The organism is Caballeronia sp. LjRoot34 (assembly GCF_964253815.1).
GTDB lineage: Bacteria > Pseudomonadota > Gammaproteobacteria > Burkholderiales > Burkholderiaceae > Caballeronia.
Window position 1 is genome coordinate 58,607 of record NZ_CAXUSB020000004.1, and the last position, 13,915, is coordinate 72,521.

Genomic DNA, 13,915 nt, shown 5'->3' on the forward strand with positions numbered 1-13,915 from the left:
TTGTTCTCCCGGTTGCTCAATAGAGCGACGAATCGTTTTCCACCGACGCCGTCGATACCCGTCCCCTCATTACCCGATACACCCACGTCGTATAGAGCAGCACGATCGGCAAAAAGATCAAGACCGCAATGAACATGATCTGCAAGGTCAGTCTGCTCGAGGTGGCGTTCCAGACCGTGAGGCTGTCGGATGCCTGGATCGAAGATGGCATGATGAAGGGGAACATCGATGCACCCGCCGTCAGGATCACGCCGGCCACGGCCGCGCCGCTCGCAATGAATGCTCGCGCTCGCAGCCCCCGAGCCGCGCATACTGCGGAGAAAAGAGCACCGACGATACCGATCAGCGGCGCCATGACGACCCATGAACTCTTGCCGTAGTTCGAGAGCCACAGGCCATGACCTGTCGACACTGTGCCATCCGCTGACAACTGGAAGCCCGGAAGCCACAACGCCACCGCGACGCCCGCGGCACCGAACAGAGCCGCCGTCAGGCATCCCGCCCAGACATTCACCCTCGCGGCGCGGGAGGACACGTCACCCGACGCCTTCAGATGCAGGAACGCCGCACCGTGCATGACGAGCATCGCCACGCTGACGAGCCCGCATAAGAGCGCGAACGGATTGAGCAAGCCAAAGAAGGTGCCCGTGTAGGTTGCCCGCAAGTCGGCGTCGAAACTGAACGGCACGCCGCGCAACAGGTTGCCGAACGCGACGCCGAACACCAGCGCCGGAACGGAACTGCCCGCGAACAAAGCCCAGTCCCAGGCACGGCGCCAGCGCGCGTCGGGCAGCTTGCCCCGGTATTCGAATCCCACCGGCCGAAAAAACAGCGCGAAAAGCACCAGCAGCAGTGCCACGTAAAAACCCGAGAATGCCGTCGCGTAGACGGTCGGCCACGCGGCGAAGGTCGCGCCACCCGCTGTGATGAACCAGACCTGATTGCCCTCCCAGGTCGCGCCCACGCAATTGATGACAACCCGCCGCTCGGTGTCGGTTTTCCCCACGAAAGGAAGCAGCATGCCCGCTCCCATATCGAAGCCGTCGGTCAGCGCGAAGCCGATCAGCAACGCCCCGATCAATACCCACCAGATCACTTTCAGCACGTCGTATTCGATCATGTCAGCCCCTTCTTTTGCAATCCGGTTTGCAGACCCTCTTCCAGCCCTTCTTCATGCGCCTTAACCTGCGGTCTGCCAGGCGTCCGGCCTGAAGGTGGGTCGATGCGCGTCGGATCCGTGGGACCGAGCCGTGCATACTTGAACATCAGGAACATCTCTATGACGAACAGCAGCGTATAGAAGAGGACAAATCCCGCCAGACTGAAGATGAGATCGCCTCGTCCCAAGGTTGAAGCCGATAAATGCGTGGGGAGGACACCTGCGATAGTCCAGGGCTGCCGTCCGCACTCTGCAACAATCCAGCCCAGTTCCGCGGCGATCCACGGCAGCGGAATCGCGATGACTGCCCAGCGCAGAAACCAGCGACGCTGCGTGAGCAACAGCGAGCGCTTCGCGCAGAACCAAAACGCTGCAGCGAATGTTGCGAGGAACAGGACGCCCAGGCCAACCATTACGCGGAACGACCAGAACAGCGGCGCGACGCGCGGGATGGTGTCGGCGGCGGCCTGGGTAATCTGCGCGGGCGTCGCATCGAGCACCTTCTGCGTGTAGCGCTTGAGCAGCAGTCCATAGCCGAGATCGTCGCTGTGCGCGTCGAAGCTGGCCTTGACGTCTGCCGAGGTGTCGCCCGCGCGCATCTTTTGGAGCGCCCCGTACGCGAGCATGCCGCTCCTGACCTTGCCGGCATTTTCCTCTTCGAGTTGTTTGATGCCGACTACCGGTGTATCCAGCGACCGGGTCGCGATGAGGCCGAGCATCCACGGTAGACGCAGCGCGTAATCGGTATGCTGCGTCGCCTGATTCGGCATGCCGAACACAGTAAACGACGCCGGTGCGGGCCGCGTGTCCCATTCCGCCTCGATCGCGGCAAGCTTCACCTTCTGCACCTGGCCAGTGGTGTAGCCGGACTCGTCGCCGAGTACGATCACCGACAGCGTCGAGGCCAAGCCGAACGCCGCCGCTATGGCGAACGAGCGCACAGCAAACCCGGTATGCCTGCCCTTGAGCAGGTACCACGATGAAATGCCAAGCACGAACATCGCCGCGGTCACATAACCAGCCGAAACCGTATGCACGAATTTCACCTGGGCGACGGGATTGAAAAGCAGCGCCCCGAGGTCGGTGAGTTCCATCCGCATGGTCTGATAGTTGAAATGCGCGCCCGTCGGGTTGTTCATCCAGCCGTTTGCGACCAGGATCCAGAGCGCCGACAGGTTCGAGCCGATTGCCACCAGCGTCGTGACGACCAAGTGCTGAACCCGCGTGAGTCGACTCCAGCCGAAGAAGAACAGGCCGACGAAGGTGGATTCAAGGAAGAACGCCATGAGCCCTTCAATCGCGAGCGGCACCCCGAAGACATCGCCGACGTAGTGAGAATAGTAGGCCCAATTGGTGCCGAACTGAAATTCCAGAGTGATACCCGTTGTCACGCCCATCGCGAAGTTGATGCCGAAGAGCTTGCCCCAAAAGCGGGTCATGTCCTTGTAGACGGGCTTGCCTGTCATGACATAGACCGCTTCCATGATGACCAACAACCACGACAGGCCGAGCGTCAAAGGAACGAAAAGAAAGTGATAGAGCGCAGTGACACCGAATTGCAAACGTGACAAGTCAACAACGGAACTATCGATCACGGCGAACCTCCGAAAGCGGTGTGGGAACACCCAGGACGGCTTGTGCGACTACGGCATCATCGGGGTGAACTCGACGATCGTTGTCGTTATCAAAAAACGCGTAGTAAAGCAAACCGAGTAGAACAAATTTCAAGGCCAGCGCGATGCCGATATCGCGCATGAACGGGGTGCACGCGAAGCGCCCGAGTTTGGGCGCGGCGCGTAGCGCTGAACGGCGGTGGCGGGTCATCAGCTTTCCTCTGGAGAATTCTTAGTTTCTCTACGCATAACTCTAAATACGCTCGCCTTCATCCGGTTGATCTGCATCAACACTTCGCGCGTATAAGCTAGCGTGAATACCCCCGCTAGAAACGCATGCCTACACCAACGCCGACCACCAACGGGTCGATCTTGAGTGAGCCGAGCGAAGCGCCGTCTGCCGACGCACTTGTGCGCATCCAGATCTTCTTGACGTCGAAGTTGACGAACAGATTGCGGGCAACCTGCACGTCAATACCCGCTTGCAGCGCCGGCCCAAAGCTTGAGTTCTTGATCGAGACCGGTGTGTCGCCTGCGTGAAGTCCGTTGTTGTAAAACAGCGTGTAGTTCAGGCCAGCACCCACATAGGGGCGAATCTTTCCTGCCGAGTTGAAGTAGTACTGAAGCAATAAGGTCGGCGGAAGGACGTTCACGCCCCCAAGCGCGCCAATGTTCGACGTCACCTCATGACGCGACGTGGCAAGAATCAGCTCAATACCGATGCTTTGGCGCACCATGTACACGAAATCGAGCTCGGGAACGATCGCATTCTTGACACCCGTACCGAGGGTAGAGAGCGTGCCCCCCGACGAGACATCTGGCTCGATGCTGATTGCTCTTACGCGCGCGAGAATGTCGCCTTGATCGGCTTGGGCCGGTAGACCAACCGCCGACAAAGTCGCGCTCAACAGCGCCGCTGCAATAACTAGCTGCTTGTTCACGGATTACCCCTTTTTATTTTTTACCGGCCGCGAATGCGAGTGCCGTGTCGATATTCTCCGAACGTAGGGGCCCTTCTTTGTTGATTTGGATCACGGAATTCGCAGGGCGCTCCGTTGCGTACGTCGAGATATCCCGTTCATCAAAGATATTCGTGGCATGCCTCCGGCCTTTGATCTGGGTCAAGCTGGCTTGCGTTGGAAACGCGCGAAATAGTGTTATCACGAGGTATGAAAAGCCGCGTGGAAATCTTTCAGGGCGAACACCATGACAGCACACACCTCCAGACGCGAAAGGAAAGCTACGCAAGAATGGCGGATGATCGACGCGGCACTGCGCCGCTCTTGTACGTATCGACATCCTGCCGGACGCATCCGCAGAATCGAAACGCATATATCCGTGGTCTATCTGGCTGGGCGGCATGCCTACAAGATCAACAAACCGGTAGCGCTCGGTTTTGCCGATTTCACGCGACTGACAACGAGGCAGCATTGTTGCGAAGAAGAGGTGCGACTGAATCAGCGCCTCGCCAAGCGTCTATATAAAGGCGTGATACCACTTACGCGAGTGGGGCGTACCGCGAGGCTTCGAGGAGATCGGCGCGTGATCGGCTATGCGGTGCGCATGAGGCGTTTCGAGGACGACTGTCTGTTCTCCGATCTTGTGAGCACGAATCGACTAGGCAAGGACGCAATCGAACGCGCCGCGGAGCGTGTCGCCGCCTTTCATCAGTCTATTCCGGCGCTTGCGCCCCGACGAGAATACGGCTCGGCGCCTCTGTTTCAATCACAATTGAGCGCCGCTCTCGATGGACTCCACGGTGCTGGTGTGGAGGTTCCACCGGCCGTACGTTCGTGGTGTAAGTCAGAGCTTGCACGACTCGCCGATGACATCGAAGAACGCCGGAGGCAGGGCTTCGTTCGCGAATGCCACGGCGACCTGCACCTCGACAACCTTGTTCAATCAGGCCGCGATGTGCTCGTCTTCGATTGCATCGCATTTAGCGAATCGCTGCGCTGGATCGACGTGATGAACGATGTCGCGTTCCTCGTCATGGATTTGCAGGCGCACGGGCGGCCCGATCTCGCGGCCCGATTCCTGAATCGATGGCTATTTTTGACGGGCGACTTCTCAGGGCTGCGCGTCCTGCGGCTTTACGTCGTGTATCGCGCACTGGTGAGAACATTGGTCGAGACCCTGAAGGCGCGCGGCAACAACTCGGCGCAGCGTGCCCGTCGCTACCTCGACTGTGCGATCGAGGCGATCCAGCCCCGGCATCCGTTACTTTTGCTGTGTCACGGCTTTTCAGGCTCGGGCAAGTCAGTGGCAAGTGCCGAACTGGCACCGCTCATCGGTGCCGTGCGCATTTCGAGCGATACCGAGCGCAAACGCGACCGTCCGTTCGGTCCTGCCGGGGGCAAAGCCTTGCCACGTACCGCGTATACGCAAACCGCAATCGATGCTCACTACACCAGGCTCCGCGCTCTGGCCTGCAAACTGATCGAGAGTGGCTACAGTGTCATCGTTGATGCAAGCTTCCTCAAACACCACCATAGGCAACGTTTTTTTGAGCTTGCCCACGCCTTGTCAGTCCCTGTGCAGATCCTCGACTTTCACGCGTCCACCACCAGTTTGTTCCGTCGTATCAGGGAACGAAAAGTGGACGCGCAAAGACTGACCGATGCCGACGAGCAAGTCTTAGTGAAGCAACTGGCGAATGAAGATCCGCTGCGACCGGAAGAATGCGCGCAAACGCTGTTTTTCGACACAGATGTGCCACAGGTCAGGTTTGGCGAGCGCGCATATTGGAAGTCCCTACTTTCGTTTCCAAGCTCACCCGTGACGCTGCAAGCCGTTCATCCCGTTGATCGAACTGCAAGCGCGCACGTGAGGTCACACGCAACCTTGGCTTGCATGAGTCAGGCAAGTGCGGCAAATGCCTAGACTTTGAATTGAACCATGAGTGCTGAGCCGCATTGACGATACGGAGTTCATCATGCGCATTACCGTCCATCTCGACACGTTCGACCGCGTTTGCCCGTGCGGATATGCCATCCTTGAAATCAACAAGCAGTCCCGCCGCTGGACGTGCGAAAACCAACTCGGCTTGACGCTGCCGAAGGAAGGCACATTGGTCGCCACATCAACAGGCACTCTTCTTTGCGGGCAGGCGAACCAGGCACGCGTATGCCTACTTGAAGGTCTCGACATCTTTGCCGATACCGGACCGTTCGAGGGTGAAACGGGGCTCGCCATGTGGTACGGAAATCAGGGTATCCAGCCTGCTGCAGGCCACTGGCACGTCGAGCTCGCACAAGATTGTGATGAACGGTGGTTTAGCTTTTCTTCCCCAAGCGAGTCGGAATAGAGTCGGATTAACCGACGCAGAGTTCATCATGTCCTTAAAAGTCGACCTCATTGGTGCGCGCGACACGTACCGCCTGTGTTTCGTGCGTGCGCCATGGGCGTTCCTAACCCGCCTGACGCTCGACCAACAGTGGGGGGAGAACTGGCAGCACTCGCCGTATCAGCAGTTTGCGGGTATACCTAGCCATCACTTGCCTGACCAACTGCTAACTGTCGCGTTCGACGGGCCACTATACACACCCGATACCGGCTACGACGGCGGCTCGCACAGCGTACTTGAGATCAACGCGGGCATCGTGCCATGGCTGAGAGCTGAAAGCTACGCCGGCGGGCCACCCCTGCATATCATGGCGGGCGCAACGCTTGAGTCGTTCGTGACGTCCGTCGAACTTGCCGGCGGTCAGGTATATGTTCCGCTTGGCTGGGGCATCCAGCCCGGCATTTCGTCCTTGCCTGCGCAAGTCCAGGTTCAAGCCTGAACTCGTGCTCGATACTCACCCATAGATCACTTCAGCTATCACCGAAAACACTTCCCGAGTCCAGAGTCCGAATGCCAACCCCGTCGACCACGTTCCTCGATTTGAAGCCAAGTTGTGTGCCGATAGGCCCAGTCATCGCGTTGTACCGGACGTCGAGCGCGCCGAAGTTGCGCGATACGCCACGCTGACGTTCGTCTGCAAATTGTGGCGCAGCGCTGGTCGATACGAGTCAAGCGAGCGGCATTCGACGGTCGGTGCGCGACCACCAAACTCGTTGATGTAGATCAGGGCTCGAATAACGCCGTCGTTCGATCATTGGTACATGTTCGTTGCCGGGCCGCCTAATCGACGCCGCCTGAAACGCTAACCCCAGGAGCCTTTGATGCACACACTCGCGACTTCGCAGATTGACCTTCTGAAACAAAAGCTCGAATCGCAGCAAGTGGAACTTAAGGCAGCGCTAGTTCGCGAAGCGACTCATGGCAGCCAGATCGAAGATCTCGACTCGATCGATCGCGCCCATGCTGTAACTGCACCAATTGTCGAAACCGAGTTTGCGGTGGCGAGCCATCTCGCCCAGCAACTCCAACAAGTCGAGCGCGCGCTTGGCCGTTTGCGAACCGCAAACTACGGTGTTTGCGTCGACTGCATCGGTGCAATTGGTTTTGCTCGTCTGATCGGGTGTCCCAGCGCGGAGCGCTGCGAGCGTTGCCAGGAAGTCTACGAATATACGCACGGAATGCACATACGCCAGCCCATGTAAGCAACGCCTGCGCCGAATCGCGGGTTTCTGGTTGCAGCAACCGTTCTTCACCGCCGTGAACAATCGCTTACCGCAATCCATGCCGTCCGACGGCACGGTTCACGCTTTCTTCAAGTGACGCACGGCATGACCAATCGCCCGCAGGTGATTGAGCGTCAGCCACACGGGCGCTTTATCCGCACACGTGTGAAGCGCACGCAAGACCCCGTACCCCTTTACGAGACGTCCTTCTCTCGGACCAATAGTAGTGGCGTCCGTGCAATTCCCGCGACCCTGTTCGCGACACTGCCGAGCAAGCAACGCACAAGACCGCGCCGACCGTGTGTTCCCATCACCAGAAGGTCGGCATGCCAGGTCTGCGCTTCGCGCTCGATCGCGTGGGCGACGTCGTCGTTGGCTTGATCGGTGTTGACTAGCGCCGTTTCAAGATGAGCGCCACCTGCTTCTGGTAGTGTTTCGAGGAACTGGCTCGCTTGCGCGAGTGAGGCGTTACCCTCTTCCACCAACCCGTCTTCCAGCACGGTGAGCGGAACGAAATCGGTCAAGCGCACCGCGCGATCGACGACATAGATCGCGCGTAGTTCTGTTCCCGCGCGGGCAAGCCTCGCGCCGATCCGCAGTGCTTCCTGCGAAGCCGAACTGCCGTCAACTGCGAACAGAATTCTCTGCGGTCTGCCACGCCACTCAACGTCACCGTGCTCGGGCACGACAAGGATGGCGCAAGCCGCAAATTTCATGAGCGGTTCAGACACAGCGCCCTCAACCCAATGAAGCAGCCCTTGATGCTGGCGCGACCCCATTACCAGCAGGTCCGCCTGCCAGTCTTGCGCGGCCTTTGCCAGCGCATGCACGACCTCGCCACCATGAGTTATCAGGTCGATGATCTGAACCTCAACCTTGGCGCCGCTCGACGCGAACAGTTCCTGCGCCGTAGCGCACGCGTTCTCAACATCTTGCAGCAACAGTGCGCGCGCTGCGCTCAAATGGAATGCCGCCAGCGGTCCCAGCGGAATCACTGCACGTGCGTTTTCCACCACGCCGACAATTCGAACGTGTGTCTCCTTATTTGCAAGATGAGGAACAAAGGCGGCGGCGCGAGCAGATGCGGCTGTCGGATCGACGCATAGCAGTATCCGCTTGAAGCCCGTGCGAACATCCGTGTTCGTTGCTTGAAGTTCCATGATCGACACTCGCCCCGTCATTGTTCAGATTGTGGTCAGCATGCCCATTCCAACGCGTCGACATGTGCGAGCTTACGCTCCAGGCGTGCGGCGAAAATTTCAAGCAGGCGCACTTGCGCGCCGTCACGAACATCGCGTGCATCTATCTGACAGCGCGCGAGGGCTGATCTTCCGCTGATATCGGCCAACTGCCCGAGCGCCTGCTCGGCTCCGCTGCCGCCGAACGTGCAAAGAAACGCGACCTTGGGCAAGCGTGCCCGATAGGCTGTGAGCCATGTACGCATGGGCGTCGCCACGCGATGTGCCCAAACCGGAGTAGCAATCACAACGAGTTCGTAGGAAGACGGATCGTGTTTAGCAGCGTTAATCCTGGCGGGACGCTCCCTCAACACGTCGATAATCGATCGGACGAACCCCAGCGGGCCCGATCGGTCGCTGCGCTCCACGATATCTTCGAGATCCGCGCCAAGTCGGTTAGCAAGCGCTTTCGCGGCGTGAGCGGTCACGCCTGAACGCGAGTAGTAGACGACAAGAACCCTTGCTTTCGTCATCGTGATTCTCCGAAGAGAGACATTCCAGCGTGCAAGTCAACGCAACGCAGCTATAGATGAATTGTTTCCGACAGCTTCAGGCTTATCCACACCATGCCTTCGCGAAGACCGTCGAGTACCGCCTCGCGTTCAGTTGCGAAGATTTTAGAATGTCGGAATTGATGCTTGAATTCCTCACCCGCACCGGCGTGACCGACGTGAATCTCGCAACCAAAGCCGCCGTCGGCCGGGAAGGTATCGGTGGTGACGTTCCAGCTATCGCTCGTCACTTGACCCTTGAGCGTCATGGTGCCTCTCCCTTATTCCACTACCAGGTGATCGACCACCGCATGTACGCCAGGAGCGGACCACGCGGCGCCACGAGCGGCCTCCCGTTCGCGGTAGGTTCCCACGGTGCCGCTCAGGGTCACAACGCCGTCATGCACCTCGATGCCGATGTGCTTGGCCTCGCGCTCGGCATGGCGCAGCAGGGCGCGACTGATCTGTTCTCCGATGTCGGCTGGTGCTAGGCTGCCGCCCACCTTGATCATGTTTGCGACACCCGTGACGCCGCGCATGTGCGCAATGCGGCGAGCTGCGCGATGGCGCTGCCAGTTCAAGTCGACGTCACCGCGCAGCGTTACCCAACCCTTTTCGACCTGAACCTGAATGGCGCCTTCCTTCAGCCCGGCGGTCCAATGCAAGGCCGACGTTGCCGCCTGCGCAATGTCGGCGTCGCTCATCACGTCCTTGGAGGGTAGACGCACCTCGGCTTCGACAACCATGGCCTTAACGCCCGAGACCCGTTGCACACCCTTTTCGGCGGCAAGTTTCTCCGCGTAGCTGGACGGATGGCCAACCAGCGTCACAATGCCGTCTTTCACTTCAACCGCGAACTTCGACGAATCGACGTCCGGTGTCCAGTCCAGTTCCTCTTCCACGTCCTGCTTCAACTGCCGGTCGGTTTTCATAAAGTCCTCTGCGACGAAAAAAGCGCGCGGCGGCCGCGCGCCAACGACTCAACTGATCTGAAGGCGTTTTTGCTCAGCCTGCGCCTTCTTCGGGAGCGTCAGTGAGAGCACGCCATCCTGATACTGCGCCACCGACTTGGCTTCATCGAGATCGCACGCAAGCGAGAACGAACGGCTGATCGCGCCAGCGTAGCGCTCGCGCCGGATAACCCGTTCCCCTTCCTTGATTTCCTTGTTGCGCTCGACCTTCGCGTTGATCGATACCACGTTGCCGTCGATCTTCACGTCGATATCTTTCTTGTCCACGCCAGGCAGTTCCGCCTTAACCTGATAGGATGAGTCAGATTCACTGACGTCGATCTTCATGTCTGCCAGCGGCGCGTCGTCGTTGCTCATCATGCTGCGCAACGGCCGGAATAAGCCGTGAAACATGTCGGACACCGGCTCGATCGAGAATGGGTCGTAACGGGAAAGATTGCTCATTTCAAAACTCCTTAATTAAAGTAGTACAACACAATATCCGCCTTGTCACATCGAAACCGGAACGGACGGAATCAAAGCAACTTCATTTCGCCAAGATGATCGCTTTCAGCGCGCGCGTATTCGGCGGCCTGAGCAAAGGTCTCATGGGCGTTCATGACGTTAGGCCATTCGTTGAGTGATTTGCTGTCGAGTCCGCACTAGACAAATGTCTTCATCGCGGACGTCCTCGTTTGCGTAACAACCGTGCGTCAACAATAAAACTTTAGGCTGGCGGGACGCCTGTCCATTGACCTACATCAACCGAGCGAGACATGCCCTGCAACGCGTGGATCGCCTGGCATTGCCACGCGGGTACGCAACGCAATCCACGTAGCCATGCTGTGTGCTCCACTCGCCTCTCTTTAACGGCGACGCTCAGGTTGCAAGATGGTCACCGCGGCGTGAACGTGTGCCCGACTGGGTTGACGATGCGTCGCCTTGCACAGTTGCCGGCAGTGGGAGTGCCGTCGGTGTGGTCAGGTTTTTGAACCAGGGCGGCATTGCAGTGGGGTTTATTGCCACCGCTTTCTCAAATCCGCCGGTCCACGTCGAGTGCCAACTATTCATTGCGTCGGAAAAGGCTTCACCGAGAGCGCTTTGATGCCGCATCGCGACCTCGATGCCATCCTGCCAAAGACTGGTGGTTGCTTTGCAATAGTCGCTCATGACGGCCTGCGAGGCAGAATTGAACTCACTCCAGTCCTTTGCATTCGCAATGGTTTCGCACGCAAGCCGAAGCGCTCCGAGGTCGCGCTCAACGCGCTTCGTTTCCAGAGCGCAGGCATCCCGACGCCATTCCTCATAGGCCGTCATCAGGCGCGGCGTCAAATACAGATTTGCGCCCCGGACGAACGGATGGGCGAGTTCGGTTGCCATGATCGAGTCCTCTTTACGTATGAACGAAGGCGCGAAGAGCGCCGTATGGTCGATCTCAATTTAGGCTTGGGAATCGGCCGGTCGTTGACCTATATCAACCAGTCTGTTCCCGAAACAGCCGCCCGCTTGTACTTGATCTGCATCAATCGGCTGGCAGCAGCAACTCATACACTTTTAATCAGGAGCGCACGATTTGGACCGATGCGGGCGCCTTCACTGACTCACTAACGGAGCACTCGCGATGAGTTACAAGAGCATCGTCGTTCAACTCGACACAAGCGAACACTCGGAATCCCGGCTCGAATACGCGTTGCGGCTCGCCAAGCAATTCGATGCGCATGTAAGCGGCGTGTTTTCGGCGTTCACCCCGGATCCGCGCTCCTTCTATGTCATGGCCGGATCGGCCGAGTACTTTGAAGCGCACCGCGAGTTCCGCCGGAAGCGGCACGACGCACTCGAGCGGGTCTTTCAGGCGGAGTTGTTGCGCGCGGGCATATCGGGGCAGTGGATTGACCATAATGAGTACGCGAGCGAAGCAATGCCGCGGTACGCCCGTTATGCGGATCTAATCATTGCCGGCCAGGACGATCCAAACGACCCCGAGTCGTTTATCGCCGATCACTTCCCTGAGACGCTTGTCCTGTCAGCGGGCCGGCCGGTGCTCTTCATTCCCTACGTCGGTGTGTTCCCGACGCTCGGCGCGAATGTAATGGTTGCATGGAACGGTAGCCGCGAAGCAACCCGCGCCGTTCACGACGCCCTGCCATTGCTGCAGCGCGCAAAAAAAACCACCATTGTTACGCTTAACGGTCTGAAGGACGAGCCGCGCGGAAACCGCATTCCCGGAGCCGACATCGCGCTCGTGCTGGGGCGCCACGGAGTTAAAGCTGAAGTGGCGGAGCTGGATGGTATCGACGACGTGCCGCTGGGCGAGATGCTGCTCTCTCGCGTGTCGCAGTTGAACGCCGATCTGGTGGTGATGGGAGCATATGGCCACTCGCGCTGGCAGGAACTCGTCATGGGCGGTGCGACACGCAGCATGCTGCAGTCCATGACCGTGCCCGTATTGATGTCACATTAAAGCCAAGGAGAACAGCTATGTATAAACGTATTCTTGTGCCGATTGACGGCAGCGAAACGTCCACGTGCGCCCTCGATGCCGCGCTTAAACTTGCGCACGAACACGACGCGGAACTCAAACCACTTTATGTGGTGGACGTGCCACCGCTCATGTATTCCGAGGCCGCGTTCGATCCGACGTCACTGCGCGAAGCTTTCGTCAAGGAAGGCACACGCGTGCTCGCCGACGCCGCCGCAAAGATGCAACGCGAGGGCGTCAAAGGCTCGACGCGCGTCCTCGAGGTAGACCCTGTCGGCGACGACATCGCGCAGCAAATCACGCGCGCCGCGACAGAGTTCGACGCCGATCTGGTGGTCATGGGCACGCACGGACGGCGCGGCTGGCGGCGCCTTGTGCTCGGCAGCGTGGCCGAACGCTTCCTGCGCATCTCGACTCGCCCGGTGCTGCTCGTCCCGCTGCATACCGCGGCACAAAAGGAGCCACACCCTCTTTCAGCACCTGACATCGCCGGAGCATGGCTATGAGCTACAAGACAATACTCGTACATATTGACGACAGCCAGCGCAGCAATGCGCGCGTCGAGTTCGCCGTCGACTTTGCGCTTAAGCACGACGCGCACCTGATCGGACTTTATGTCGTGTGTCAGGATCTCCTGCGACCTCTCTTCAGACGCGACGAAAGCCTGAACCTGGCCGTCAACGAAGCGCAGAGCGCAGCACGGCAGCAGCGGGCTCGTGACCACTTTACGGCAACAGCACAGCGGGCGGGCGTCAATGGCGAGTGGCGCGCACCGCCCGGCCCTGCCATCGAAAACGCAACGTTGCACGCACGCCATGCCGACCTGCTGATACTTGGTCAGCAAGATCCATCGGATCCGGCGGCGCATATCGCGAGGCATTTCCTGGAAGATATCTTGATGGGAAGCGGTCGACCGGCGATTGTGCTTCCGTACGCGGGGCGTGTGGAGCGCTTCGGTGACACGGTATTGATCGCGTGGGATGGCGGGCAGGCAATCGCGCGTGCGGTGCAGGATGCCCTTCCAATCCTGCAACGTGCGCGTTTCGTGGAGATTGTCTGTGTGACACGGCATCCCGACGAAGGGGAACCGGCCGGACTCGATCTGGCAACGTATCTGGAACGGCAAAACGTGCGCGCCGGGTTTAGGTCACTGCTGCGCGTGTCCGGCGTCAGTACTGGCGCTACGTTGCTTAACGCACTCGCCGATACGAACTCGGATCTTCTGGTTCTCGGCGCATACGGTCACGCACGCGCCGAAGAACGGGTGCTTGGCGGTGTGACCAGAACCATGCTCGAAAGTATGATCACCCCGGTATTCATGTCTCATTGAACGACACGCTGACTTTTAAGATTGCGCGCCTGGAAAAGTGCCCGAGTACAACATTGGGGTCCGCCATGGCGTTTTTTTATGGGTGC

The 13,915-nt window shown here is 59.0% G+C and carries 17 protein-coding genes; 7 read left to right on the plus strand and 10 right to left on the minus strand.

The features are described 5' to 3' along the window. Nucleotides 1-16: 16 nt before the first annotated feature. The 4 genes from cydB to ACSQ36_RS40640 form a co-directional block, all read right to left on the minus strand. Complete coding sequence (gene cydB, locus ACSQ36_RS40625) at nucleotides 17-1,117, minus strand: cytochrome d ubiquinol oxidase subunit II (protein ID WP_436186991.1); 1,101 nt, start codon at nucleotides 1,115-1,117, stop codon at nucleotides 17-19. Further along, nucleotides 1,117-2,754, minus strand: a complete 1,638-nt coding sequence (locus tag ACSQ36_RS40630; RefSeq protein WP_436186551.1) for a cytochrome ubiquinol oxidase subunit I — start codon at nucleotides 2,752-2,754, stop codon at nucleotides 1,117-1,119. Before ACSQ36_RS40630 ends, cydB begins: the two co-directional genes overlap by 1 nt. Further along, entirely contained in the window at nucleotides 2,744-2,983 is a 240-nt protein-coding gene (cydP, locus tag ACSQ36_RS40635) for a cytochrome oxidase putative small subunit CydP (protein ID WP_436186552.1), read from the minus strand. Before cydP ends, ACSQ36_RS40630 begins: the two co-directional genes overlap by 11 nt. A 115-nt stretch (nucleotides 2,984-3,098) precedes the next feature. Continuing rightward, the gene (locus ACSQ36_RS40640; protein ID WP_436186553.1) at nucleotides 3,099-3,713 is read right to left on the minus strand and encodes an OmpW/AlkL family protein; all 615 of its coding nucleotides are present in this window, start codon (nucleotides 3,711-3,713) and stop codon (nucleotides 3,099-3,101) included. A 265-nt stretch (nucleotides 3,714-3,978) separates the two neighbouring features. Here ACSQ36_RS40640 and ACSQ36_RS40645 point away from each other — a divergent pair, with 265 nt between their 5' ends. From ACSQ36_RS40645 to ACSQ36_RS40660, 4 genes are all read left to right on the plus strand, one after another. Further along, nucleotides 3,979-5,655: an AAA family ATPase gene (locus ACSQ36_RS40645; protein WP_436186554.1), complete on the plus strand. Its 1,677-nt coding sequence runs from the start codon at nucleotides 3,979-3,981 to the stop codon at nucleotides 5,653-5,655. Between the two features lie 52 nt (nucleotides 5,656-5,707). Beyond that, complete coding sequence (locus ACSQ36_RS40650) at nucleotides 5,708-6,079, plus strand: DUF3564 family protein (protein ID WP_436186555.1); 372 nt, start codon at nucleotides 5,708-5,710, stop codon at nucleotides 6,077-6,079. A gap of 28 nt (nucleotides 6,080-6,107) precedes the next feature. After that, on the plus strand, nucleotides 6,108-6,557 hold the full coding sequence (locus ACSQ36_RS40655; RefSeq protein ID WP_436186556.1) for a hypothetical protein: 450 nt from the start codon (nucleotides 6,108-6,110) through the stop codon (nucleotides 6,555-6,557). Nucleotides 6,558-6,939: 382 nt separating this feature from the next. Then, nucleotides 6,940-7,320, plus strand: coding sequence for a TraR/DksA family transcriptional regulator (locus ACSQ36_RS40660; RefSeq protein WP_436186557.1), 381 nt, complete (start codon nucleotides 6,940-6,942; stop codon nucleotides 7,318-7,320). A gap of 215 nt (nucleotides 7,321-7,535) precedes the next feature. On the opposite strand, the gene ACSQ36_RS40665 is transcribed toward ACSQ36_RS40660, so the two are convergent. From ACSQ36_RS40665 to ACSQ36_RS40690, 6 genes are all read right to left on the minus strand, one after another. Beyond that, entirely contained in the window at nucleotides 7,536-8,501 is a 966-nt protein-coding gene (locus tag ACSQ36_RS40665; protein ID WP_436186558.1) for a universal stress protein, read from the minus strand. Nucleotides 8,502-8,536: 35 nt separating this feature from the next. Further along, complete coding sequence (locus tag ACSQ36_RS40670; protein WP_436186559.1) at nucleotides 8,537-9,052, minus strand: flavodoxin family protein; 516 nt, start codon at nucleotides 9,050-9,052, stop codon at nucleotides 8,537-8,539. A gap of 50 nt (nucleotides 9,053-9,102) precedes the next feature. Beyond that, complete coding sequence (locus ACSQ36_RS40675; protein ID WP_436186560.1) at nucleotides 9,103-9,339, minus strand: hypothetical protein; 237 nt, start codon at nucleotides 9,337-9,339, stop codon at nucleotides 9,103-9,105. Between the two features lie 12 nt (nucleotides 9,340-9,351). Further along, nucleotides 9,352-10,002 (minus strand): BON domain-containing protein, encoded by a 651-nt coding sequence (locus ACSQ36_RS40680; protein WP_436186561.1) that lies wholly within the window; start codon nucleotides 10,000-10,002, stop codon nucleotides 9,352-9,354. Between the two features lie 48 nt (nucleotides 10,003-10,050). Next, a complete protein-coding gene (locus tag ACSQ36_RS40685) occupies nucleotides 10,051-10,485 on the minus strand; it encodes an Hsp20/alpha crystallin family protein (protein WP_436186562.1) in 435 nt (144 codons plus the stop codon). Nucleotides 10,486-10,899: 414 nt separating this feature from the next. Next, nucleotides 10,900-11,400: a hypothetical protein gene (locus ACSQ36_RS40690; RefSeq protein ID WP_436186563.1), complete on the minus strand. Its 501-nt coding sequence runs from the start codon at nucleotides 11,398-11,400 to the stop codon at nucleotides 10,900-10,902. A gap of 241 nt (nucleotides 11,401-11,641) precedes the next feature. Between ACSQ36_RS40690 and ACSQ36_RS40695 the strand changes: the two genes are divergently transcribed. From ACSQ36_RS40695 to ACSQ36_RS40705, 3 genes are read left to right on the plus strand one after another with little or no spacing between them, the layout of a single operon-like run. Continuing rightward, nucleotides 11,642-12,481: a universal stress protein gene (locus tag ACSQ36_RS40695; protein ID WP_436186564.1), complete on the plus strand. Its 840-nt coding sequence runs from the start codon at nucleotides 11,642-11,644 to the stop codon at nucleotides 12,479-12,481. Between the two features lie 17 nt (nucleotides 12,482-12,498). Continuing rightward, entirely contained in the window at nucleotides 12,499-13,005 is a 507-nt protein-coding gene (locus ACSQ36_RS40700) for a universal stress protein (RefSeq protein ID WP_436186565.1), read from the plus strand. Next, nucleotides 13,002-13,829, plus strand: coding sequence for a universal stress protein (locus tag ACSQ36_RS40705; protein ID WP_436186566.1), 828 nt, complete (start codon nucleotides 13,002-13,004; stop codon nucleotides 13,827-13,829). The genes ACSQ36_RS40700 and ACSQ36_RS40705 overlap by 4 nt, the downstream gene beginning before the upstream one ends. The last annotated feature ends 86 nt before the right edge of the window (nucleotides 13,830-13,915 follow it).

Coding starts and splice junctions, on each gene's coding strand:
- ACSQ36_RS40660 (WP_436186557.1), top strand. CDS start 6,940: ATGCACACACTCGCGACTTCGCAGATTGACCTTCTGAAACAAAAGCTC.
- cydP (WP_436186552.1), bottom strand. CDS start 2,983: ATGACCCGCCACCGCCGTTCAGCGCTACGCGCCGCGCCCAAACTCGGG.
- ACSQ36_RS40685 (WP_436186562.1), bottom strand. CDS start 10,485: ATGAGCAATCTTTCCCGTTACGACCCATTCTCGATCGAGCCGGTGTCC.
- ACSQ36_RS40655 (WP_436186556.1), top strand. CDS start 6,108: ATGTCCTTAAAAGTCGACCTCATTGGTGCGCGCGACACGTACCGCCTG.
- ACSQ36_RS40695 (WP_436186564.1), top strand. CDS start 11,642: ATGAGTTACAAGAGCATCGTCGTTCAACTCGACACAAGCGAACACTCG.
- ACSQ36_RS40650 (WP_436186555.1), top strand. CDS start 5,708: ATGCGCATTACCGTCCATCTCGACACGTTCGACCGCGTTTGCCCGTGC.
- ACSQ36_RS40700 (WP_436186565.1), top strand. CDS start 12,499: ATGTATAAACGTATTCTTGTGCCGATTGACGGCAGCGAAACGTCCACG.
- ACSQ36_RS40665 (WP_436186558.1), bottom strand. CDS start 8,501: ATGGAACTTCAAGCAACGAACACGGATGTTCGCACGGGCTTCAAGCGG.
- ACSQ36_RS40675 (WP_436186560.1), bottom strand. CDS start 9,339: ATGACGCTCAAGGGTCAAGTGACGAGCGATAGCTGGAACGTCACCACC.
- ACSQ36_RS40690 (WP_436186563.1), bottom strand. CDS start 11,400: ATGGCAACCGAACTCGCCCATCCGTTCGTCCGGGGCGCAAATCTGTAT.
- ACSQ36_RS40705 (WP_436186566.1), top strand. CDS start 13,002: ATGAGCTACAAGACAATACTCGTACATATTGACGACAGCCAGCGCAGC.
- ACSQ36_RS40670 (WP_436186559.1), bottom strand. CDS start 9,052: ATGACGAAAGCAAGGGTTCTTGTCGTCTACTACTCGCGTTCAGGCGTG.
- ACSQ36_RS40680 (WP_436186561.1), bottom strand. CDS start 10,002: ATGAAAACCGACCGGCAGTTGAAGCAGGACGTGGAAGAGGAACTGGAC.
- ACSQ36_RS40645 (WP_436186554.1), top strand. CDS start 3,979: ATGACAGCACACACCTCCAGACGCGAAAGGAAAGCTACGCAAGAATGG.